Origin of the sequence: Arenibacter sp. F20364, from assembly GCF_023015905.1 — a bacterium.
Classification (GTDB): Bacteria; Bacteroidota; Bacteroidia; order Flavobacteriales; family Flavobacteriaceae; genus Arenibacter.
On sequence record NZ_JALKBD010000016.1, the window covers coordinates 56,076 to 76,723 of the forward strand.

Sequence of the window (20,648 nt, forward strand, 5' to 3'; positions counted from 1 at the left end):
TGCCCGAATAATTCTACGACCATGTTTTATAAATTATAAGTCGAGAATAAATTTTTCCAATTGTGTTAAACTAATTCTATTTTCATAAATGGCCTTTCCAATTATGGTTCCTTCACAGCCCAACTCGGCCAATTTTGGGAGTTCATCAAAAGTTGAAATACCGCCACTGGCAATCAGTAATAATTTTGGGCCACAAGCTTCCAAAATCTTACGGTACAGATCAAAGGAAGGACCTTCCAGCATACCATCTTTACTGATATCTGTACAGATAACCCCTCTAATTCCCTCTTTCTGATACCCCTGAATAAAGGGAATCAACTCCTCTTGGGATTCTTCCGTCCAACCGGATACGGCAACCATCTCATCCTTGGCATCCGCTCCGAGAATAATCTTCTCAGGACCGTATTTAGTGATCCAGGAAATGAAGGTTTCCCTATCTTTTACCGCAATGCTTCCACCAGTAATTTGATTGGCGCCACTTTCAAAGGCAATCCTTAGATCATCATCGGTCTTGAGACCACCACCAAAATCTATTTTCAAATTGGTATTGGAGGCTATTTTTTCCAATACCTTATGATTTACGATGTGTTTGGATTTGGCTCCGTCCAAATCTACCAAATGGAGGTATTCTATACCATGGGCTTCAAATTCCTTTGCCACCTCCAAAGGATTCTCATTGTAAATTTTTTTGGTATCATAGTCTCCCTTGGACAGTCTAACACATTTTCCTTCTATGATGTCTATGGCAGGTATTATTCTCATTTTTTGTATTTAATTAAGTCCCGATCATTACGCAGGTCTACTGGGGACTATATGCTATCAATAAAATTTTTAAGAATCTGTTCCCCTACTTCACTACTCTTTTCCGGGTGAAATTGAGTTCCATAAAAATTATCTTTCTTTAAAGCCGCACTATATCCCAAACCGTATTCTGCTTCCGCAATGGTTTCCTCGCAAACTGGGGCATAATAACTGTGTACTAAGTAAATATGCTCCTTTTCTTTTACGTTCTTGAACAAATGGGATTTAAGATTGGTAATTTCATTCCATCCAATTTGTGGAACTTTTACCTTTTTGGAAAATCTGACCACATCCACATCAAAAATGCCAAGGCCCTGGGTATCCCCTTCTTCCGAGGAATGACACATTAATTGCATCCCCAGGCAAATCCCCAATACCGGTTGTTTTAATTGGGGAATAATCTGGTCCAATTTACTTTCCCGTAATTTCTTCATGGCACTGCTGGCTTCTCCGACCCCAGGAAAAATAACTTTATCGGCCGACATAATCTCATCCGCATCATGGCTCAAAATGGCTTCATAGCCTAAGCGTTGAAAGGCAAATTTAATGCTCTGTATATTTCCAGCCCCGTAATCTATAATTACTATTTTCATTTTCTTTGTCCCTAGGACATATTTATTTCTTCTACAATACACCTTTGGTACTTGGCAGTACCATTTTTTCAACATCGCGCTTCACCGCCATTTTAATGGCTTTGGCAAACACTTTAAAAATGGCCTCGATCTTATGGTGCTCGTTGGTACCTTCTGCCTTGATATTTAGGTTGGCCTTAGCCCCGTCCGTAAACGATTTAAAGAAATGATAAAACATTTCCGTTGGCATTTTGCCTATCATTTCCCTTTTGAATTCTGTTTCCCATACCAACCAGTTTCGTCCCCCGAAATCTATGGCTGCCTGTGCCAAACAGTCGTCCATGGGCAAACAGAATCCGTACCTTTCTATCCCCAATTTATTGCCCAAGGCTTTGTGAAACAGTTCGCCCAAGGCTATGGCCGTATCCTCTATGGTATGGTGCTCATCTACTTCCAGATCTCCTTTGACCCTAATTTCCAGATCCATTTGCCCGTGACGCGCCAATTGGTCCAACATATGGTCAAAGAAGTCCAATCCGGTGCTAATATTGCCTTTGCCCGTACCGTCTAAATTGAGTTTTATAAAAATATCGGTTTCATTGGTTTTACGCGTTATTTCGGACACCCGATCTTTTAGCTTTAAAAATTCGTAAATTTTTTCCCAATCATTACTTTCTAGGGCAATGTAAGAATCCAATTCTTCCCTTTTAACGGATATTTCCCCAGTTCCCAAATTCGTATTGTCATTGATAAAGATTCCTTTGGCCCCTAAATTCTTAGCCAATTCCACATCGGTCAGGCGGTCGCCTATAACAAAGGAATTGGCAAGATCATATTCTTCGGAAAAGTACTCGGTAAGCAATCCGGTTCCCGGTTTTCGGGTATTGGCATTTTCGTGTGGGAATGTCCTGTCAAGAAAAACCTTGTCAAAGACCACCCCCTCATTTTCAAAGGATTTCAGTATAAAATTATGTACCGGCCAAAAAGTATCCTCCGGGAAAATATCGGTGCCCAATCCATCCTGATTGGTGATCATTACCAATTCATAATCCAATTCCTTGGCTATTTTACCCAAAAAAGTAAAGGCTTTGGGATAGAACGCCATTTTTTCAAAAGAATCTATTTGTTCATCCACGGTTTCCTTTATAATGGTCCCATCCCTGTCAATAAAGAGCACTTTTTTACCCTTTTTGTTTCCAAGGGAAGAATTTGTATTGGTCTCCATACTCATAATATTATGCGGTTGTTATGTTCTGTAATGCACTAATTAATATCTTATTTTCCTCCTTGGTCCCTACGGTAAATCTCAAAGTATTTTCACAAAGTGGCTGGGTAGTTCTGTTGCGGACAACAATACCTTTTTTTAGTAGTTGATTGTATCTTTTGGTGGCATCATCCACCTTGGCCAATATAAAATTTGCGTCCGAAGGATATATCTTTTCCACGAAGTCTACTTGACCCAATACCGTAACAAGAGCTTCCCGTTCCGTTAAAATATCCGATACCTCCAAATTAACCGCATTTGTGTCCAAAACCCTTTCCAAGGCTCTTTGCTGGGTTAATTCATTTACGTTGTACGGTGGTTTAATTTTATTCAGTATTCCTATAATTTCTTCGGAAGCGTAGCAAGTTCCCAGTCTAATCCCGGCCATTCCATATGCTTTGGATAAGGTTTGGGTCACCACAAGGTTGGGGTAACTGTTTAATTCCGAAATCCAGCTCTTTTCGTTTGAAAAGTCGATATACGCCTCATCTATAACTACCAAGCCATTAAAATTGTCCAAAAGCTCCCTTACAGCGCTGCTTGAAAAACTGTTTCCAGTTGGATTGTTAGGGGAGCACAAAAATAACAACTTACTCCTGTCATCGGCCATCTTGAGCACTTCGGGCACATTGGGTTCAAAATCCTCTGTCAGTAAAACCTCCTTGTTCTCCACGTTGTTAATACCCGCAAGTACCTTGTACATGCCATAGGTTGGAGGTAAGCTAATTATATTGTCTTCTTTGGGCTCACAAAAGGCCCTAAAAATTAAATCGAGTACTTCATCGCTACCGTTTCCCAAGAGAAGTTGTTGGGGAGAAACGCCTTTTCTTTCTGCCAGCACCTCTTTTAAGCGTCTCTGATGTGGATCGGGATATCTATTTACCCCTGTTTCAAATGGATTTTCGTTGGCATCTAAAAACACCATTTTGGAACCATCCGAAACATATTCGTCCCTTGCAGAAGAATAAGGGCTCAATCCTTTTACGTTTTCACGTACTATATTATTTATATTGAATATTTTCGTTTTCATTCTCTTTTTGCTATTCGCGATTTGGTTTCAATAGTATCAAAAGTGTCTTACCTTAATACAGTGGCCCCATTATTTTAAACTGTTCAATCTTAGGGTTACCGCATTTTTATGCGCTTGTAGGCCTTCGGCCTCAGCCATTAATTCAATGGTTTTGCCTATTTCCAGAATACCTTTTTCCGATATTTTCTGAAAGGTCATACTCTTCATAAAACTATCCAGGTTTACCCCACTATATTGCTTGGCGTATCCATTGGTCGGTAGTGTGTGATTGGTTCCCGAAGCATAATCACCGGCACTTTCCGGGGTGTAATTGCCAATAAAGACGGACCCGGCATTATAAGCTTGTTCCAAATAAAATTCCTCGTTTTGAACACATAAAATGTAATGTTCAGGCCCATATTCATTTATGAGATCTACAGCTGTCTGTTGATTTTCCACGTAGATCAACTTGCTGTTGGCAATGGCTTTTTCTGCTATTTCTTTTCTGGGCAAATCCTTAATTTGTTTGGCGACCTCTTTTTCAACGGCATCGATAATGTTTTTGGACGTGGAGACCAAAATGACCTGACTATCCACACCGTGTTCGGCCTGACTCAATAGATCGGAAGCTACAAATGCGGCATTGGCGGTATCATCGGCCATTACCAATAGTTCGCTAGGTCCTGCAGGCATGTCTATGGCAATTCCGTATTTAGTGGCAATCTGTTTGGCCACAGTCACAAATTGATTTCCCGGCCCAAATATTTTGTATACTGGAGGAATGGTTTCCGTCCCAAAAGTCATGCTGGCAATAGCTTGGATGCCACCTACCTTGAATATTTTGGTAACCCCACATAGGTCGGCCGTGTATAAAATGGCGGGATGTACTTTCCCTTCCTTGTTGGGAGGGGTACAGAGAATAATCTCTTTGCAGCCCGCAATATTGGCTGGTACGGCAAGCATTAAAATAGTGGAGAACAAAGGAGCGGTACCTCCAGGAATATATAACCCCACTTTTTGTATTGGTCTTTTTTCCTGCCAACATTCTACCCCATTGGCCGTTTCTATCGAAACCCTATCCGTTTTTTGCGCTGAGTGAAATTTTTCAATATTGTTTTTTGCCTGTTGGATGGCCTTCTTTAAATCATTGGAAATCAATTTATTGGATTCTTCTATTTCCTTGGCGGATACTAGGACGTCCTGCAATACCACGCCATCAAATTTTTTGGTGTAGTTATGTACCACGGTATCTCCACCTGCCTTTATTTCCGTAAAAACGGTGTTGACCATTTCCTCTATATCGGCAATAGTCTGGGTTGGCCGTTTTAAAACAGTTTTCCAAGCTACTCTTTCCGGATTATATATCTTATTCATTATTAAAATACTTTTTGCATGTGGTAGCCTATCGCCTTAAATCCAAGATTGTTCCAAAACCGAATGCCTTTTTCATTTTGTATGTAGCAATTAAGTTCAGAGGCATCGCACCCAATCTCAGCGGCATATTCAAAAACCTTATCCAACATTAATTTCCCAACGCCAGAACTTCTATATTCCGGCATCACAAAAACATTGTCCGGCTCCACATGTTTACCTACATATAATTTATTTAAAACCCAAACCCCACAAATTCCAATTAGTACTTCTCTATCATAAACTCCTAAACATTGGTATCCGTCACGGAGCATATCCTGCAATCTTTTTTTAAGAATTTCAACAGGAATTTTATAGTTGTTGAGCATTTGTACCAAAGGCAAAATTTCATTCATATTCTCCTTGGGAACGAACTCTATTTGAAATATAGCAGTCATTATAAAGAATATTAGAGCACCATTTTTTCTATGGGGCAAACCAATATTCCTTCCGCTCCCGCTTTTTTGAGTTCTTGGATTACTTCCCAGAACTTATCTTTATTGATTACGGTATGTACGGAACTCCACCCTTCCTCTGCCAAAGGAAGAACGGTCGGACTCCTCATGCCGGGCAATAGTGCAATAATCTCGTTCAACCTTTCGTTGGGTGCGTTTAGAAGCACATACTTGGACTGTCTGGCACGCAATACGGACTGGATTCTAAACCTTAAGTCTTCCAACAAGGAGGTGCGTTCAGGAGAAATTTGTGGAGAAACCGCTAGTACGGCTTCACTGGTCAACATCACCTCAACTTCTTTCAAATTGTTCTTGAACAACGTACTGCCACTGGAAACAATATCACAAATGCCATCTGCCAGACCAATATTTGGGGCAATTTCTACAGAACCATTTATAATGTGAAGATCTGCCTTTACGCCCTTACTATCCAAATAATTTTTTACGGTATTGGGATACGAAGTGGCAATCCTTTTACCTTCAAAGTCGTTCACTGAATTGTACTTGACCGATTTTGGAATTGCAAGGGATACTTTGCATTTGGAAAATCCCAATTTTTCCGCAATGGAGATATCCTCACCTTTTTCTATTAGGACGTTTTCGCCAATAATGGCTATATCCACGACCCCATCCCTGAGATATTGGGGGATATCCCCATTTCTCAGATAAAAAACCTCTAACGGAAAATTTCTGGAAGAGGCCTTAAGTTGGTCTTTCCCATTGTCTATGGAAATACCACAGTCCTTTAATATTTGAAGTGAGTCTTCGTTTAAACGGCCACTTTTTTGGATCGCAATTCTAATTTTTTTCATTACTGTTTTTTGTTTTTGGCCTGAACAAATCTAACAGGTTGTTAAATACAAAACCCGTTTGATTGCTCAAACGGGTTAGAATATAGTTTAGATACAACAATACATTCCTAGCTCGCTTGACTGCAAGTAAAGAAATGATGATGATGTGTCCTGTTGTTTTTCATGATATGGCAAAATTAAAACTATTTTTCAACCTTGGAAAATTTATACGGAACAATTTATTTTAAAATTGTTAAATTATTATTGATTCCCTAGTATAATAGGCATACCTGAATCTCCACTTCCAATAACTATTACTTTGGAATTGGGCGATTCCGATAATTTAATAGTAGCGTCTATACCTTTATCCTGTAATATTTTGTCGGTTAAGGATGCACTTAGAATTGTGTTGGCATCGGCCTTACCCTGGGCTTCGATACGTACTTTTTCAGCTTCTTTTTGTGCCGTTACCAGTCTAAATTCGTATTCCAGAGATTCCTGTTCTTGCTTAAGTTTTCTCTCAATAGCCTCTTTTATTGTAGCAGGAAGGGTTACATCCCTAACCAAAATTTCATTCAGCTGAATATACTGTCCGTCTACAATTTTCTCAGTTTCTTCAAAAATTTCCTGTTGAATGGCATCCCTTTTACTGGAGTACAGTTGTTCCGGGGTATATCTTCCTACTACAGAACGGGCTGCCGATCTTATGGCAGGCAAAAGTACACGTTGTACATAGGCCTCTCCTTTCTCTTGGTGCAGTTTGCCCAAAGCTTCCCTTTTAGGTTCAAACCAGACAGAGGCATCCAATTTAATGTCCAGACCATTGGATGACAGTACATTCATTTTTTCAAAGACTTCCTGTTGTCTTACCTCATATATAAAGACCTTGTTCCAAGGCGCAACTATTTGGAATCCCTCACCCAGTGGTGCCTCATCAGTAACAACACCGCCGGAAAAAGTTTTGTACAACACTCCGGCTTCCCCAGACCCAATGGTAATGGCAGATTTTGAAATTAATATTACAAGAACTATTAAAGCGAAGATAGCGGGTAATGCAATTTTTGGTAGTTTGTCCATTTATTTTATTTGTTAAGTTAATCCGTTATACTTTCTGATGAACCATTCCAGCGACAAAGCTGCGATGATGATACCCAGAAGAAATTTAAAATCGATTAAAGGTACAACAATTTGTTTGCTTTTTTGTGTTGGTACGTACCTAGGGTCAGTTTCCAATGTTTGGATCAACGAGTCCATTTGATTGGGAAAATACAGCTTTCCTTTAGTATTGTTGGCCAGACGTTTCAATTTACCATAATTGCTGGAAGAGAATTGTTTCTCGGCATCAAAATCCAAAACGGAAAAGCTACCAGACCTGCTTAGGTTTTCTTTGGTTACGGTGGTGGTAAAATCATATTCTCCTGCTGGCAAATTGCTTAGGTCCGCCTCATAATATCCATCTTTTAATAACAGCGGAACTTCTAGGGATGCATTGGTAGATGTATTCACCACTTTTATATTGATTGATGCATTGGAATCAAAAGCAAAGGCCTCATCAAAATAAGTCGCTTTTATTTTTGTTTCACTACTGTTGTTGTAAACGGGATTATAATCCAATACAAACCTATTCTTGCCCTTGGAGGTCGTAAGATAAAGGATTAATTTTCCTAGAAATGCGTCAAAATGTTTAAATGATTGATCGTTTCGGTAATTCTGAATTCTCCATTTCCATATGTTTTCCCCAACCAAAATGGCATGTTTTGCATTATCATCCTCAGTAATGGTCAACAAAGGTTGGTTCATGTCCACTCCTTTAATACGTACATTGATCAATGGCTCTCCCTTGCCCAAAACATTGACCGGCCCCGCATCAGATAAAAGGGGAGGAAAGCCTTCTAGTGAGAAATCGGAAATATCAAACTTTGTAAATGCAGTATTAGGGACCGCAAATAACTCTTGTACGGGATAACCGGTTTCAATAAGGTATTTGTTTTGAATTTTATCTATGAAATTCAAGTCGGTAGAAGTCCCTAGTATGGTAAAGGAGTTCGCTTGTTTCGCTTGAATTTGTTTGTAGATTTTGTCAAAAGAGGCATCGGGCTGGTAAAGTATATAAACATCAACTTCTTGCAATTTGCTTAAATCGGTGTTGGGCCTATAAATAGATACCAACCTTTGTTCGTTGCTCTCGATGGCTTTCTTAAGAGCTCCTATGTCCGGGTGTTGGACAGTGGAAATGATGGCTACATTTGTTTTTTCGTCCAAGACTTCCAAGGCCAACATTTTTTGGTTGTTAGCCGTATTTTTTTCATTGGGCAAGGGAGCTAGAATTACCTTGATATTTTTTATACCTACCGTACTGGCCTCTATCAGAGTGCTAATAACTTTTGCGTTGGATACATTGGACAAAGTAACTTTTTCCTTATGCGCCAACCTACCGTCTACAAGAACTTGTAATTCTGAACTCGCCTCTGTTTTTCCGTCATAAGAAATTAAAACCTCCAAGGGAAACTTGTTCTTTAAAAAGGCATATCTATTTGCATTGACCTGGCTTATTAAGATATCATCATACTTGGTAGTATCTCCCAAAACAATGGGGTAAATAGGGAATTTTTGTCGTTTTCCGTAGAATTCATAATCCTCCCCTATGGTCTGATTGCCATCGGAAAATAGTATTACTGCGGTATTGCTGCCAGTATATATATCATTTAAGCTCGCCAAGGCCTTTGAAATGTTGGTGCTTTTTTCCGTAAGACTAAGGCTATCGGAATTGGTTAAATCTGCTCCAAATCTGAAATTACTTATATTGAAAGTTTCCAATAATGTTGTGGCATTGTTCTTTAAGGAGGAAAAGTTGGAGATTATTCGAGCTTTGTCCTCTGAGGTAATTGAAGACGAATTGTCTGCAAGAAGCACCAAATTGGGCTTTTCCAGTGAATATTCATTCTTGGTAAATTTTGGATTTATAACAAGTAGTAAGGTTCCAAAAATGGCCAAAAAACGCAAAAAGGAAAGGATAACCTTTAGTTTCCCCTTCCTTTTGCTCTTATAATAATATTGAAACAGTACAAGTGCCAGAGCGACTATGGCCGCGAGCAAGATAAAAAGTACTGTTTGTATTTGCATCATATATGGTCGTTGGAAATATGGGTTAATATAAGAAGCGGACTCAACCAGGTATGGTTTATTATGGTCGTTCAGTGCACTTCGAAGTCAGCCATAGAAACAGATTTACAACTAATTCAGGACCTATCTGGCCAATAAACCGATCTTAGGTAAGCATGCCTCCATCCACATTTAAAACTTGTCCTGTGATATAGGCCGATAGGTCCGAAGCCAAAAACAGGCAAGCATTTGCAATATCTTCAGGTTGACCGCCTCTTTTTAATGGAATTCCATCGCGCCATCCCTGTACTACTTTGGCATCCAACTTATCGGTCATTTCGGTTTCAATGAATCCTGGTGCAATAGCGTTGCATCTAATATTTCTTGAACCCAACTCCAAGGCGATAGATTTGGTAAACCCTATCATTCCAGCTTTGGAAGCGGCGTAATTTGCCTGTCCGGCATTACCTTTCACCCCCACCACACTGCTCATATTTATGATGGAACCTTTTCTTTGTTTCAGCATGGTTCGCTGAACTGCCTTTGTCATGTTAAAGACCGACTTTAAATTTATTTCTATGACAGCGTCAAAATCATCTTCGCTCATCCTCATTAAAAGATTGTCCTTGGTAATACCGGCATTGTTGATCAAAATATCGATCACGCCTCCAAAATCTTCCAATACTTGGGAAACTAATTTTTCTGAATCCTCAAAACTGGCCGCATTGCTCTTGTATGCTTTTGCTTTTACGCCGTAAGCACTCAACTCTTTTTCCAAGGCCAAAGCCGGAGCTTCGCTGGAACTATATGTGAAAGCAACATTTGCACCGTGCTTCGCAAAAACTTGTGCTATTCCGGTTCCAATTCCCCTACTTGCTCCGGTGATTATTGCATTTTTTCCTTCTAGTAACTTCATCTGTCTTTAGTTTCTTAGTTGATAATCAAATATAAGTTATGTTTCAGCTGTTTTAAAATTTTTGCCCTAAATGCTGGTAGAAAATTTAATCGTCTAGGTAATCTAAGACAAAAAAAATCCCGTTTATCCTGAAAAATTCCGACTTGATCGGGACAGTATAAACGGAATCTGATTTATTGGATTGGGGTTATCCCAATACTTGTTTTACTTTTAATCCAATTTCGGCAGGGGAATCAACAACGTGAATACCACATTCCCTCATAATTCTTTTCTTGGCTTGGGCGGTATCATCACTACCACCCACGATAGCACCTGCATGGCCCATAGTTCTTCCCGCAGGAGCTGTTTCACCAGCAATAAAACCAACGATCGGCTTCTTGCTTCCACTTGCTTTATACCATTGAGCGGCATCGGCTTCCAATTGTCCACCTATTTCCCCTATCATCACTACGCAAGCAGTTTCCGGATCATTGATCAATAACTCCACAGCTTCCTTTGTAGTTGTGCCAATTATGGGATCCCCACCAATTCCAATGGCAGTGGTAATCCCAAGACCCTGGCGTACTACCTGATCTGCGGCCTCATAGGTTAAAGTTCCTGATTTGGAAACAATTCCCACTTGTCCCTTTTTAAAGACAAAACCTGGCATGATGCCTACTTTTGCTTCCTCTGGGGTAATAACCCCCGGACAGTTTGGGCCTACCAAACGACAGTCCATATGTTTTATATAGTCATATACCTTCACCATATCGGCAACGGGAATTCCTTCTGTAATGGTAATTATAACTTTAATTCCAGCGCTAGCAGCTTCCATGATTGCATCTGCGGCGAAAGCAGGTGGAACAAAAATGATGGTGGTATCGGCCCCAACTTTCTGAACAGCTTCTTCAACCGTGTTGAAAACAGGTTTTCCCAAATGCTCCTGTCCGCCTTTCCCTGGTGTTACACCACCAACTACATTGGTGCCGTATTCAATCATTTGTTCAGCATGAAAAGTACCTTCACTACCTGTAAAACCTTGAACAATAATTTTGGAATCTTTATTTACTAAAACGCTCATTATATATTTGGTTTAATTGATTCTTGCAAAAATAAAGTTTTGAAAAGGAATTCTAAACTATTCTTTTGCATATTTATTTTTCTAATTTTTTTAGTATGGAAGGAATTTGTTTAACATAAGCAAGCTGTTTCAATTTTTCCCTTGCTTCCTCTGCCGGACTCCCGAAGTAATTTTTGCCCCCTTCCAAGGATTTTGAAACTCCGGTTTGTGCCAGGACTACGGCTTTTTTACCAATGGTGGCGGCACTTGTTACACCAACCTGCCCCCATAAGGTAACCTCATCTTCAATTATTACGCAACCCGCAATACCAGTTTGTGAAGCTATAAGGCATTTCTCGCCGATAACGGTATCGTGACCTACTTGCACCTGGTTGTCCAGCTTGGTCCCTTTTTTGATTATCGTATCACCTGTAACACCCTTGTCTATAGTACAAAGCGCGCCAATGTCCACATTGTCCTGGATGACGACCCTTCCGCCGGAAATCAATTTATCATATCCTTCCGGTCTTTTTTTGTAATAAAAGGCATCCGATCCCATAACAGAACCCGCGTGAATGGTAACATTGTTTCCTATAACACAATTATCATAAATGGATACATTGGAATGAATAAGGCAGTTGTCCCCTATTACTACATTGTTCCCAATAAAGCAATTGGGTTGAACAATCGTGTCCTTACCTATCTTGGCCGAGCTGGAAATGTTGTTTTGGGCCTTTAAAAAAGGCTTAAAAAAAAGAGTGAGGATGTTGAAATCCCTAAATGGATCATCGGAGATCAATAGAGCCTTTCCCTCTGGGCAATCTACTTTTTTATTGATCAAAACAATGGAAGCTGCACAGCTTAGAGCTTTATCGTAGTATTTGGGATGATCTACAAAAACGATATCACCATGTTCCACGACATGGATTTCGTTCATGCCCAACACAGGAAAATCATCATGGCCCACATATTCGGCCTTGATTATAGTCGCAATCTGATTAAGCGTATAAGGAGATGGAAATTTCATAATAAGGTTCTTATGCCATAAAGCAGCAAAAAGCGTATTGTAAATTGTATTATTCCTTTACACGCTCCATATAAGCGCCTTTTTCCGTGTCAATTTTTATTTTATCGCCTTCATTGATGAAAAGTGGGACATTAACAGTTGCTCCCGTTTCAACCTTCGCAGGTTTGGTTGCATTGGTCGCTGTATTGCCTTTAACTCCAGGTTCGGTGTAGGTAATCTCCAAAACAACACTTGCAGGCATATCTACCGAAAGAGGCATGCTGTCCTCGGTGTTGAATAGAATAGTGACCACTTCACCCTCCTTTAATAAATCCGGAGCATCCAAAGAACTCTCTTGAAGGGTTATCTGGTTATAATCGTCCGTATTCATAAAGTGATAATTTTCCCCCTCCGAATATAAAAACTGATAGGAGCGGGTTTCCACCCGTACATCTTCAATTTTTGACCCTCCTGAAAATGTGTTGTCCAACACTTTTCCGGTACTTATACTTTTAAGTTTGGTCCTTACGAAAGCCGGACCCTTACCGGGTTTTACGTGAAGGAATTCAATTATTTTGTAAATGTCGTTATTGTACCTAATGCACAATCCTTTTCTAATATCTGATGTTGATGCCATAAAATTCTAATTTGTACTGAAATAACCTTTCATGATTCCTCTTTGGGAATCCCTTATAAATTGTAAAATTTCATCCCTTTCCGGAGTAGCCTCCATTTCTGCTTCAATAATTTGAACAGCTTGGGTATTATTATAATTCTTTTGATATAATATTCGATAAATATTTTGGATCTCCCTGATTTTATCGGAATCAAAGTTTCTCCTTCTCAATCCGACGGAATTGATGCCAACATAAGATAAGGGTTCCCTAGCCGCTTTTACAAATGGAGGTACATCTTTCCTTACCAAAGAACCACCCGTTACAAAGGCGTGGCGTCCTATGGATACAAATTGGTGCACGGCTACCAAGCCGGCCAAAATTACATTGTCCCCAATGGTTACATGTCCGGCCAAAGTGGAATTGTTGGAGAAAATACAATTGTTACCTACCAAGCAATCATGTGCAACATGGCAATAGGCCATTATTAGACAATTGTCCCCAATAACCGTTTTCATTCTATCCGATGTGCCCTTGTGTATGGTAGCGCACTCCCTTATGGTGGTATTGTTGCCGATGATGACCGTAGTATCTTCGCCTTCATATTTTAAATCCTGGGGGGGTGCGGATATGACGGCACCGGGGAAAATATTACAGTTTTTTCCGATGCGGGCACCTTCCATAATGGTAACATTGGAACCTATCCAAGTACCATCTCCAATTACTACGTTGTTATGTATGGTAGTAAACGGTTCTACTACAACATTTTTCGAAATTTTAGCCCCAGGGTGAATGTAAGCCAGTGGTTGATTCATCCTTTATTTCTTTTTAACTATTTGAGCCATCATTTCAGCTTCGCATACCAATTTACTATTGGCATAGGCATAGGCCTGCATATGACATATACCTCTTCTTATCGGCGATATTAAACTGCAGTGGAAAATTAAAGTGTCTCCAGGAAGTACCTTTTGCTTAAACTTTACATTGTCGATCTTCATGAAAAGGGTAAGGTAATTCTCTGGGTCGGGAACGGTACTTAGTACCAATATACCTCCAGTTTGTGCCATTGCTTCAACCTGAAGTACCCCCGGCATAACGGGAGCTCCAGGAAAATGACCTACGAAGAAAGGTTCGTTCATGGTCACATTCTTCATTCCTACCACATGTTGATCGGACAGCTCCAATATTCTGTCTATAAGCAGGAAAGGAGGTCTGTGGGGCAACATGTCCATGATTTGATGTATATCCATCAAAGGAGGCTTGCTTAAATCATATTGTGGTACATGATTCCTCTTTTCCATTTTAATGATTTTGGACAATTTTTTAGCGAACTGTGTGTTCACAAAATGTCCTGGCTTATTGGCAATTACTTTCCCTCTGATTCTAGTTCCTGTCAAGGCCAGATCGCCAATAACATCAAGCAACTTGTGCCTAGCAGCTTCGTTGGGTTGGTGCAGGGTTAAATTATCCAATATCCCGTTGGGTTTTACCGATAATTTCTTCTTGTTAAAAGCTTTTTCCAGCTTTTTCATTGTTGAATCGGAAATTTCTTTGTCTACATAAACAATGGCATTGTTTAAATCGCCACCTTTTATCAAGCCGTTTTCCAGCAGCATTTCCAGTTCATGTAAAAAACTAAAAGTTCTGGCATCCGCTATTTCCGACTTAAACTCACTTAAATTCTCTAAAGTGGCATTTTGGGTACCAAGCACTTTGGTACCAAAATCTACCATAGTGGTTACCTGATAGCTATCCGCAGGGATAATAGTTATTTCACTACCGGTTTCCTCGTCTTTGTACGAAATAACGTCCTTAACTATAAATTCATCCCGCAAGGCATTCTGCTCAACGATACCCGCCTGTTCCAGGGCTTCAACGAAATATTTGGAAGACCCGTCCATTATTGGAGGTTCCGGGGCATTCAGCTCTATGAGGACATTGTCTATTTCCAAACCTACCAAGGCAGCTAGAACATGCTCTGAAGTTTGAATCTTTACCCCGCGTTTTTCCAGATTTGTACCTCTTTGGGTATTTACCACATAATTGGCGTCGGCCTCTATGATAGGTTCACCTTCCAGATCCACACGTTTAAAAGCATATCCAAAATTTTCAGGGGCAGGAACAAACTTTAATGTTACGTTTTCCCCTGTGTGCAAACCTACACCCTTAAGTGTAATTTCTTTTGCAATTGTCCGTTGTTTTGTAGTTGTATTACTCACCGTCAATCCTTTTTTTCAATGTGTTCTAATCTATTTACTATTTTGGGCAGATTTTTAAAATGTACGTAAGATTTATTGTAATCCCCATAATTCAATGCTGGGGAGCCCTGCAATATTTCATCATCCTTAACATTTCTTCCAATGCCGGATTGCGCCTGTATTTTTACTCTGTCGCCTATTATAATATGACCAACAATGCCTACCTGTCCACCAATTTTGCAGTGCTTTCCTATTTTGGTGGATCCCGCGATCCCTGTCTGCGCTGCAATTACAGTGTGCTCTCCAATTTCTACGTTGTGGGCTATCTGAATTTGATTGTCCAATTTAACCCCTTTCCTTAAAATCGTTGAGCCCAAGGTGGCGCGATCAATGGTAGTACCCGCTCCTATATCAACATTATCCTCAAGAATTACATTTCCTGTCTGCGGCACGGTAATATATTCTCCGTTTTCACTAGGTGCAAAACCAAAGCCATCGGCACCCAAAACAACTCCGCTATGAACCACACAATTGTTGCCAATAAGGGTTTCGGAATAAATTTTGGCACCTGCAAAAATGACAACGTCATTGCCAATCGAGACATTATCGCCTATATAGACATTGGGATATATTTTTACATTATCCCCAATTTTCACGTTATTCCCAAGATAGGAAAAAGCCCCTAAATAAAAATCCTTGCCATGAGTGGCGCTCTCCGCTCTAAACACAGGTTCCTCAATTCCTATTTTGTTGTTCTTGACCTGATTGTAATATTCCAAAAGTTTGGAAAAAGATTTGTAGGCATCATCCACCTTTATCAAGGTCGTTTCCAAATCATGATCGGGAACAAAGTCCCTGTTTACAATTGTTACGGATGCTTTTGTAGTATAAATAAACGAGGTGTATTTTGGGTTGGCCAGAAATGTAAGTGCTCCTTTTTCACCTTCTTCGATCTTCGCCAATTTATGTACAGCTATTTCTGGATTGCCCTCCACATCCCCTTCCAATATACCCGCGATTTGGCTTGCTGTAAATATCATGTGGACAAAAGTAAGAAAAATAGTTAAACGGAAACTTTAGGATAGCACATATAATATTTGGTAACGGTTTTGGAAAGCGTTTTCAAATATTGTTGATCGGAGGCCTTGGCTACATCCGTAATTCTTCCATTCCCACGAAGAATGTTTATATTCTGACTTTTGGAGTTATAGGCTTGGTTTTTTATTTCCCCTGTAAATACAAAATATGCCGTTTCTTCATCCGTTAATCGATGTTCGTTTTTGAAGCTTAAAAAGTGTCTGTTCAGTTTGGCGTCATTAATGGGCTTGTTCTTGAGTTTTACGTGCAATAGCCTACGATTAATGATCATCTTGCATAATTTGGATAATACAAAGTCGTCATGATCTTGCCAACTTTTGATGGCCGCCATAATATCAACATCATCCAATTGGGCAAAAAGATCCAGTTTATCCTGGGAAAAATCCTCTTTTGGGATTTTGTTCTCCATGAAGAACTTTAGTGCTCCGTTAAATTGTATTTTTTCACCATTGGCCAACAATTCCTTGGCCCTTTGTAATATTTTTATCAAAAGTTGTTCGGCTACCAATCCAGTTTTATGCAAATAAACCTGCCAGTACATAAAGCGTCTTGCCATTAGAAATTTCTCGACCGAGTATATCCCCTTCTCCTCCACCACCAACTCGCCATTGAGTACATTCAACATGGTCAGGAGCCTTTCGGAATTTATATTTCCTTCCGCCACGCCAGTATAGAAACTATCCCTTTTTAAATAATCCATCCTGTCCATATCGAGTTGACTGGATACCAATTGGTTTAAAAATCTCTTGGGATATTGTCCTTTAAATATAGCAATGGCCGTGGATAATTTTCCTTTGTATTTTAGGTTAAGGGCTTCCATAAACAGTAAGGATATATGTTCATGATTTACACCCTCCACGATACTGTGCTCCATGGCATGCGAAAAAGGGCCGTGTCCTATATCATGTAATAATATGGCGCACAAAAGTCCCTCCTCTTCTTCTTTTGTAATTTCGATGGACTTAAATCTCAGGACCTGAATGGCCTGTTGCATTAGATGCATACTTCCCAGGGCATGATGGAAACGAGTATGGTGTGCACCGGGATAAACAAGATAGGATAACCCCATTTGGGAGATTCTCCTTAACCGCTGAAAATAGGGTTCGGCAATTAGATTAAAGATTAGTGCATTGGGTATTCCGATAAATCCGTAAATTGGATCATTGAAAATTTTGAGCTTATTTGATTTTATCAAAACCAGAATTCTTTACGCAGGCAAATATAAGGACTAAATGAACAAGATAACAATACTTTGGGTAGATGATGAAATAGATTTATTAAAACCGCACATCTTATTTTTAGAGGGCAAAAATTATAAAGTTATTACATGTCTAAGTGGTCGGGAGGCATTGGATGAGTTAAAGGAAACACATGTAGATATTGTTTTCTTGGATGAAAACATGCCCGGAATTTCCGGCTTGGAAACGTTGAACGAGATAAAGGTGATCAATAATTCGCTGCCAGTGGTTATGATTACCAAGAGTGAGGAGGAATTGATTATGGAGGAGGCAATTGGTTCCAAAATAGCGGATTATTTAATAAAGCCGGTTAACCCCAATCAAATTCTATTATCACTAAAAAAGAATCTGGACCATTCACGTCTGGTCTCTGAAAAAACAACCGCAAACTATCAGCAGGAATTTCGGAAAATTGCCATGGAACTGGCTATGGTAAACTGCTATGAGGAATGGGCGGAGCTCTACAAAAAACTGATTAGCTGGGAATTGAGATTGGAGGAAATAGAGGATTCTGGAATGTTTGAAATTTTGGAGTCCCAAAAAACAGAGGCTAACCAGCAATTCGGAAAATTTGTAGAAAAGAATTATCCCAGTTGGTTTAGTGACAAAGACGGTCCCATTATGTCCCATACCCTGTTTGGGCAATTGATTAAACCGGAATTGAAGGACAATAAAACATTACTGGTGGTCATAGATAATTTGCGATATGATCAGTGGTTGGCTTTTGAAGAGACCTTGAACACTTTCTACAGGAAGAGAAAAGAGGTGCCGTACTTTAGTATTCTGCCAACGGCTACCCAATATGCAAGGAATGCAATATTCTCTGGGCTTACCCCTTTGGATATGGAGAAGAAATATCCACAATGGTGGAAAAACGATACGGAGGAAGGAGGCAAAAATCTATTCGAGGCAGAATTTTTAGAGGCACAATTAAAGCGATTGGGACTGGATTTGAAGTGGGAATACCATAAAATAAGTAGCCTAAAACAGGGTAAGCACCTTTCCCAAAATTTTAGATCACAAAAAGACAATGATCTTACGGTCATAGTATACAACTTTGTGGATATGCTCTCCCATTCCAAAACGGAAATGGATGTAGTTAAGGAATTGGCCGCCAATGATAAAGCTTATCGTTCCCTGACACAGAGTTGGTTCAAGAACTCGCCGTTGCTGGAAATAATCCAGCAGGCACAGGGACTGGGATTAAAATTGATCATTACTACCGACCACGGCACTATTAATGTTAAACAACCCTCGAAGGTAATAGGTGACAAGGAAACGAGTCTTAATTTACGCTACAAAACGGGAAGAAGCCTAACTTATGAGGAAAAGGATGTATTGGAAGCCAAAGATCCAAAGAAAATATTCTTGCCCAATATAAATGTGAGCAGTGTCTATATATTTGCCAAAAACGATCTGTTTTTTGCTTATCCCAACAATTACAACCACTATGTTAGTTATTATAGGAATACGTATCAACATGGAGGGGTTTCTATGGAGGAAATGATAATTCCTTTTGTGGTTTTGGAACCAAGGTGATTGGATTTATAGGGAGGAAACATAATACTTATGGGAATCTAGAGGGCTTAAAATATTTACTGGGTACCTTCCGCTCTCGGGGATAGTCCGTTTCAAGATTTTTTTTATTTAGTGGGCAATAGGTTTTAAATTGCGATTATTTTTAAAATTTTAAAATGATCATTACCTACACTATTGCCCAGATATCAGATGTGGCCAAACAGTTGATTGCCAATATTTCTTCAAAAACGCTGTGCTTTTATGGAGAGATGGGGGCCGGTAAAACTACGCTAATAAAAGCCTTGGTAAAAGAATTGGAAGGTGGCGGTTCTACGAGCAGTCCAACTTTTGGCATTGTTAACGAGTATCATAGAAAAAATGGGGAGCTGTTGGGGTATCATTTTGATTTCTACCGTTTGAACGATGAATCGGAGGCTTGGGATCTGGGATTGGAAGAGTATTTGAATACCGATGCATGGATATTTATGGAATGGCCGGAAAAAATTGAAGGTTTGCTTCCGCAGACAACAACTAAGATTAAGATTGAAATTCTGGATGAAAAAACCAGGCAGCTATCTATTTTATGACTTTAATTGATTCATAATTTCGATTATAGGAATACGGAATTTTTTAAAATGAAATTTTTGCATCTGACAATTTTTTTAGATAAAATACATGATTTAATCGATGTTCGACAGGCTATGTAAATTTTTTTTCTATTTTTGTTTTTAAATTAAACCCTTTATCGAACCTAAAATTTAAAAACCATGAAGATCAAAAAAACTTCCCTAAGCTTTGCTTTTGCGGCATGTATTGCATTAATGAGTTTTTCCTGTACCTCAACTAGCACAGCTGAAGACGATTCATTGTACGAACAGAATATTGATATATTAAAAATTAAGGTTCCGGCTAATGGAATAGATATATTAAAGATAAAAGTACCAAAGAACGGTTAGGACATATTTTACATTTTTAGATGGGTTTCTATATACTAGAAACCCATTTTTTTTGTTATTATAGGAGTAAAACAATTACCGTCTAAATTAAAACATGTTTAAACTGTTTCGTAACCCCGACCAAAGCAATAAGAAAAAGAAGTCGAGAAGTATTCTGATTGGAAGTATTGTAGCAGTTATTATAGCCCTAACGCCCTTAATATTTTATTCATATAAGTTTTTCCCTTCCGGTAGTACATTGAATCTGTATTTCTTTACCTATGAAAGCAAATATCAGTTAAGTATTGTTACCGTAATGTGGCTGTTTATGGCCAAATTTGTGCCTTTAATGCTCTTGGTCCTATGGTTTTTTACCTGTAAACATTGGTGGTACCACGTGTTGTTGATTCCTATAGCCATGTACGTATTTCAGGTTGTTTCCTTAATTTATGAAGATCGATTTATCGATGAAGTTGAAATATTTTGGTTGTTACCTATAATGACTGTAGTAATACCCTTTGTTTATTTTATTCGTTTAAAGTTGTTTGACAAGCATGTTCTTGGCATTGATCTGGAGGCAATGGACCGGGAATTGAAGGCCTATAAAGAAAAAGAATTTAACGAAAAGGACCGACTTCAAAAAGAAGAAATGGCAAAAGAAAAATTATTGTAATTTTGACTT

The 20,648-nt window shown here is 39.3% G+C and carries 21 protein-coding genes; 4 read left to right on the forward strand and 17 right to left on the reverse strand.

The features are described 5' to 3' along the window. Positions 1-33: 33 nt before the first annotated feature. The 17 genes from hisA to MWU84_RS14255 form a co-directional block, all read right to left on the reverse strand. The gene (gene hisA, locus MWU84_RS14175) at positions 34-762 is read right to left on the reverse strand and encodes a 1-(5-phosphoribosyl)-5-[(5-phosphoribosylamino)methylideneamino]imidazole-4-carboxamide isomerase (protein WP_246902454.1); all 729 of its coding nucleotides are present in this window, start codon (positions 760-762) and stop codon (positions 34-36) included. Between the two features lie 47 nt (positions 763-809). Beyond that, complete coding sequence (hisH, locus tag MWU84_RS14180; protein WP_246902465.1) at positions 810-1,394, reverse strand: imidazole glycerol phosphate synthase subunit HisH; 585 nt, start codon at positions 1,392-1,394, stop codon at positions 810-812. Positions 1,395-1,425: 31 nt separating this feature from the next. Beyond that, on the reverse strand, positions 1,426-2,598 hold the full coding sequence (hisB, locus tag MWU84_RS14185) for a bifunctional histidinol-phosphatase/imidazoleglycerol-phosphate dehydratase HisB (RefSeq protein ID WP_246902473.1): 1,173 nt from the start codon (positions 2,596-2,598) through the stop codon (positions 1,426-1,428). A gap of 10 nt (positions 2,599-2,608) precedes the next feature. Further along, a complete protein-coding gene (gene hisC, locus MWU84_RS14190) occupies positions 2,609-3,667 on the reverse strand; it encodes a histidinol-phosphate transaminase (RefSeq protein ID WP_246902475.1) in 1,059 nt (352 codons plus the stop codon). Positions 3,668-3,736: 69 nt separating this feature from the next. Further along, positions 3,737-5,020: a histidinol dehydrogenase gene (gene hisD / locus MWU84_RS14195; RefSeq protein ID WP_246902477.1), complete on the reverse strand. Its 1,284-nt coding sequence runs from the start codon at positions 5,018-5,020 to the stop codon at positions 3,737-3,739. A gap of 2 nt (positions 5,021-5,022) precedes the next feature. After that, on the reverse strand, positions 5,023-5,454 hold the full coding sequence (locus tag MWU84_RS14200; RefSeq protein WP_246902479.1) for a GNAT family N-acetyltransferase: 432 nt from the start codon (positions 5,452-5,454) through the stop codon (positions 5,023-5,025). A gap of 11 nt (positions 5,455-5,465) precedes the next feature. Then, on the reverse strand, positions 5,466-6,323 hold the full coding sequence (gene hisG, locus MWU84_RS14205) for an ATP phosphoribosyltransferase (protein ID WP_246902481.1): 858 nt from the start codon (positions 6,321-6,323) through the stop codon (positions 5,466-5,468). 240 nt (positions 6,324-6,563) lie between these two features. Beyond that, a complete protein-coding gene (locus tag MWU84_RS14210; RefSeq protein ID WP_246902483.1) occupies positions 6,564-7,379 on the reverse strand; it encodes a prohibitin family protein in 816 nt (271 codons plus the stop codon). A 12-nt stretch (positions 7,380-7,391) separates the two neighbouring features. Continuing rightward, entirely contained in the window at positions 7,392-9,428 is a 2,037-nt protein-coding gene (locus MWU84_RS14215; protein ID WP_246902485.1) for a vWA domain-containing protein, read from the reverse strand. Positions 9,429-9,570: 142 nt separating this feature from the next. Next, entirely contained in the window at positions 9,571-10,320 is a 750-nt protein-coding gene (fabG, locus tag MWU84_RS14220) for a 3-oxoacyl-[acyl-carrier-protein] reductase (RefSeq protein WP_246902487.1), read from the reverse strand. Between the two features lie 187 nt (positions 10,321-10,507). Further along, on the reverse strand, positions 10,508-11,380 hold the full coding sequence (gene sucD / locus MWU84_RS14225; protein ID WP_246902489.1) for a succinate--CoA ligase subunit alpha: 873 nt from the start codon (positions 11,378-11,380) through the stop codon (positions 10,508-10,510). 73 nt (positions 11,381-11,453) lie between these two features. Further along, positions 11,454-12,386 (reverse strand): UDP-3-O-(3-hydroxymyristoyl)glucosamine N-acyltransferase, encoded by a 933-nt coding sequence (locus MWU84_RS14230; RefSeq protein ID WP_246902491.1) that lies wholly within the window; start codon positions 12,384-12,386, stop codon positions 11,454-11,456. A gap of 49 nt (positions 12,387-12,435) precedes the next feature. After that, positions 12,436-13,002, reverse strand: a complete 567-nt coding sequence (gene efp, locus MWU84_RS14235; RefSeq protein WP_246902494.1) for an elongation factor P — start codon at positions 13,000-13,002, stop codon at positions 12,436-12,438. Between the two features lie 6 nt (positions 13,003-13,008). Then, positions 13,009-13,794 (reverse strand): acyl-ACP--UDP-N-acetylglucosamine O-acyltransferase, encoded by a 786-nt coding sequence (gene lpxA, locus MWU84_RS14240; protein ID WP_093979885.1) that lies wholly within the window; start codon positions 13,792-13,794, stop codon positions 13,009-13,011. Positions 13,795-13,797: 3 nt separating this feature from the next. Next, positions 13,798-15,198 carry a bifunctional UDP-3-O-[3-hydroxymyristoyl] N-acetylglucosamine deacetylase/3-hydroxyacyl-ACP dehydratase gene (locus tag MWU84_RS14245; RefSeq protein WP_246902496.1) on the reverse strand — a complete coding sequence of 467 codons (1,401 nt, stop codon included), beginning with the start codon at positions 15,196-15,198 and terminating at the stop codon, positions 13,798-13,800. A gap of 2 nt (positions 15,199-15,200) precedes the next feature. Further along, positions 15,201-16,217 (reverse strand): UDP-3-O-(3-hydroxymyristoyl)glucosamine N-acyltransferase, encoded by a 1,017-nt coding sequence (lpxD, locus tag MWU84_RS14250; protein ID WP_246902499.1) that lies wholly within the window; start codon positions 16,215-16,217, stop codon positions 15,201-15,203. 23 nt (positions 16,218-16,240) lie between these two features. After that, complete coding sequence (locus MWU84_RS14255; protein WP_246902501.1) at positions 16,241-17,470, reverse strand: HD domain-containing protein; 1,230 nt, start codon at positions 17,468-17,470, stop codon at positions 16,241-16,243. A gap of 37 nt (positions 17,471-17,507) precedes the next feature. Between MWU84_RS14255 and MWU84_RS14260 the strand changes: the two genes are divergently transcribed. The 4 genes from MWU84_RS14260 (at position 17,508) to MWU84_RS14275 (ending at position 20,639) form a co-directional block, all read left to right on the forward strand. Then, positions 17,508-19,052 (forward strand): PglZ domain-containing protein, encoded by a 1,545-nt coding sequence (locus tag MWU84_RS14260; RefSeq protein ID WP_246902503.1) that lies wholly within the window; start codon positions 17,508-17,510, stop codon positions 19,050-19,052. Positions 19,053-19,207: 155 nt separating this feature from the next. Continuing rightward, positions 19,208-19,618 carry a tRNA (adenosine(37)-N6)-threonylcarbamoyltransferase complex ATPase subunit type 1 TsaE gene (gene tsaE, locus MWU84_RS14265; protein WP_246902512.1) on the forward strand — a complete coding sequence of 137 codons (411 nt, stop codon included), beginning with the start codon at positions 19,208-19,210 and terminating at the stop codon, positions 19,616-19,618. Positions 19,619-19,798: 180 nt separating this feature from the next. Beyond that, the gene (locus MWU84_RS14270; protein ID WP_246902514.1) at positions 19,799-19,987 is read left to right on the forward strand and encodes a peptidase m28; all 189 of its coding nucleotides are present in this window, start codon (positions 19,799-19,801) and stop codon (positions 19,985-19,987) included. Positions 19,988-20,081: 94 nt separating this feature from the next. After that, complete coding sequence (locus tag MWU84_RS14275) at positions 20,082-20,639, forward strand: hypothetical protein (RefSeq protein WP_246902516.1); 558 nt, start codon at positions 20,082-20,084, stop codon at positions 20,637-20,639. Positions 20,640-20,648: the final 9 nt, after the last annotated feature.

Bases quoted from the DNA above. Each gene is read 5' to 3' on its own strand.
- hisA (WP_246902454.1), bottom strand. From the start codon at position 762: ATGAGAATAATACCTGCCATAGACATCATAGAAGGAAAATGTGTTAGA.
- hisH (WP_246902465.1), bottom strand. From the start codon at position 1,394: ATGAAAATAGTAATTATAGATTACGGGGCTGGAAATATACAGAGCATT.
- hisB (WP_246902473.1), bottom strand. From the start codon at position 2,598: ATGGAGACCAATACAAATTCTTCCCTTGGAAACAAAAAGGGTAAAAAA.
- hisC (WP_246902475.1), bottom strand. From the start codon at position 3,667: ATGAAAACGAAAATATTCAATATAAATAATATAGTACGTGAAAACGTA.
- hisD (WP_246902477.1), bottom strand. From the start codon at position 5,020: ATGAATAAGATATATAATCCGGAAAGAGTAGCTTGGAAAACTGTTTTA.
- MWU84_RS14200 (WP_246902479.1), bottom strand. From the start codon at position 5,454: ATGACTGCTATATTTCAAATAGAGTTCGTTCCCAAGGAGAATATGAAT.
- hisG (WP_246902481.1), bottom strand. From the start codon at position 6,323: ATGAAAAAAATTAGAATTGCGATCCAAAAAAGTGGCCGTTTAAACGAA.
- MWU84_RS14210 (WP_246902483.1), bottom strand. From the start codon at position 7,379: ATGGACAAACTACCAAAAATTGCATTACCCGCTATCTTCGCTTTAATA.
- MWU84_RS14215 (WP_246902485.1), bottom strand. From the start codon at position 9,428: ATGATGCAAATACAAACAGTACTTTTTATCTTGCTCGCGGCCATAGTC.
- fabG (WP_246902487.1), bottom strand. From the start codon at position 10,320: ATGAAGTTACTAGAAGGAAAAAATGCAATAATCACCGGAGCAAGTAGG.
- sucD (WP_246902489.1), bottom strand. From the start codon at position 11,380: ATGAGCGTTTTAGTAAATAAAGATTCCAAAATTATTGTTCAAGGTTTT.
- MWU84_RS14230 (WP_246902491.1), bottom strand. From the start codon at position 12,386: ATGAAATTTCCATCTCCTTATACGCTTAATCAGATTGCGACTATAATC.
- efp (WP_246902494.1), bottom strand. From the start codon at position 13,002: ATGGCATCAACATCAGATATTAGAAAAGGATTGTGCATTAGGTACAAT.
- lpxA (WP_093979885.1), bottom strand. From the start codon at position 13,794: ATGAATCAACCACTGGCTTACATTCACCCTGGGGCTAAAATTTCGAAA.
- lpxD (WP_246902499.1), bottom strand. From the start codon at position 16,217: ATGATATTTACAGCAAGCCAAATCGCGGGTATATTGGAAGGGGATGTG.
- MWU84_RS14260 (WP_246902503.1), top strand. From the start codon at position 17,508: ATGAACAAGATAACAATACTTTGGGTAGATGATGAAATAGATTTATTA.
- tsaE (WP_246902512.1), top strand. From the start codon at position 19,208: ATGATCATTACCTACACTATTGCCCAGATATCAGATGTGGCCAAACAG.
- MWU84_RS14270 (WP_246902514.1), top strand. From the start codon at position 19,799: ATGAAGATCAAAAAAACTTCCCTAAGCTTTGCTTTTGCGGCATGTATT.
- MWU84_RS14275 (WP_246902516.1), top strand. From the start codon at position 20,082: ATGTTTAAACTGTTTCGTAACCCCGACCAAAGCAATAAGAAAAAGAAG.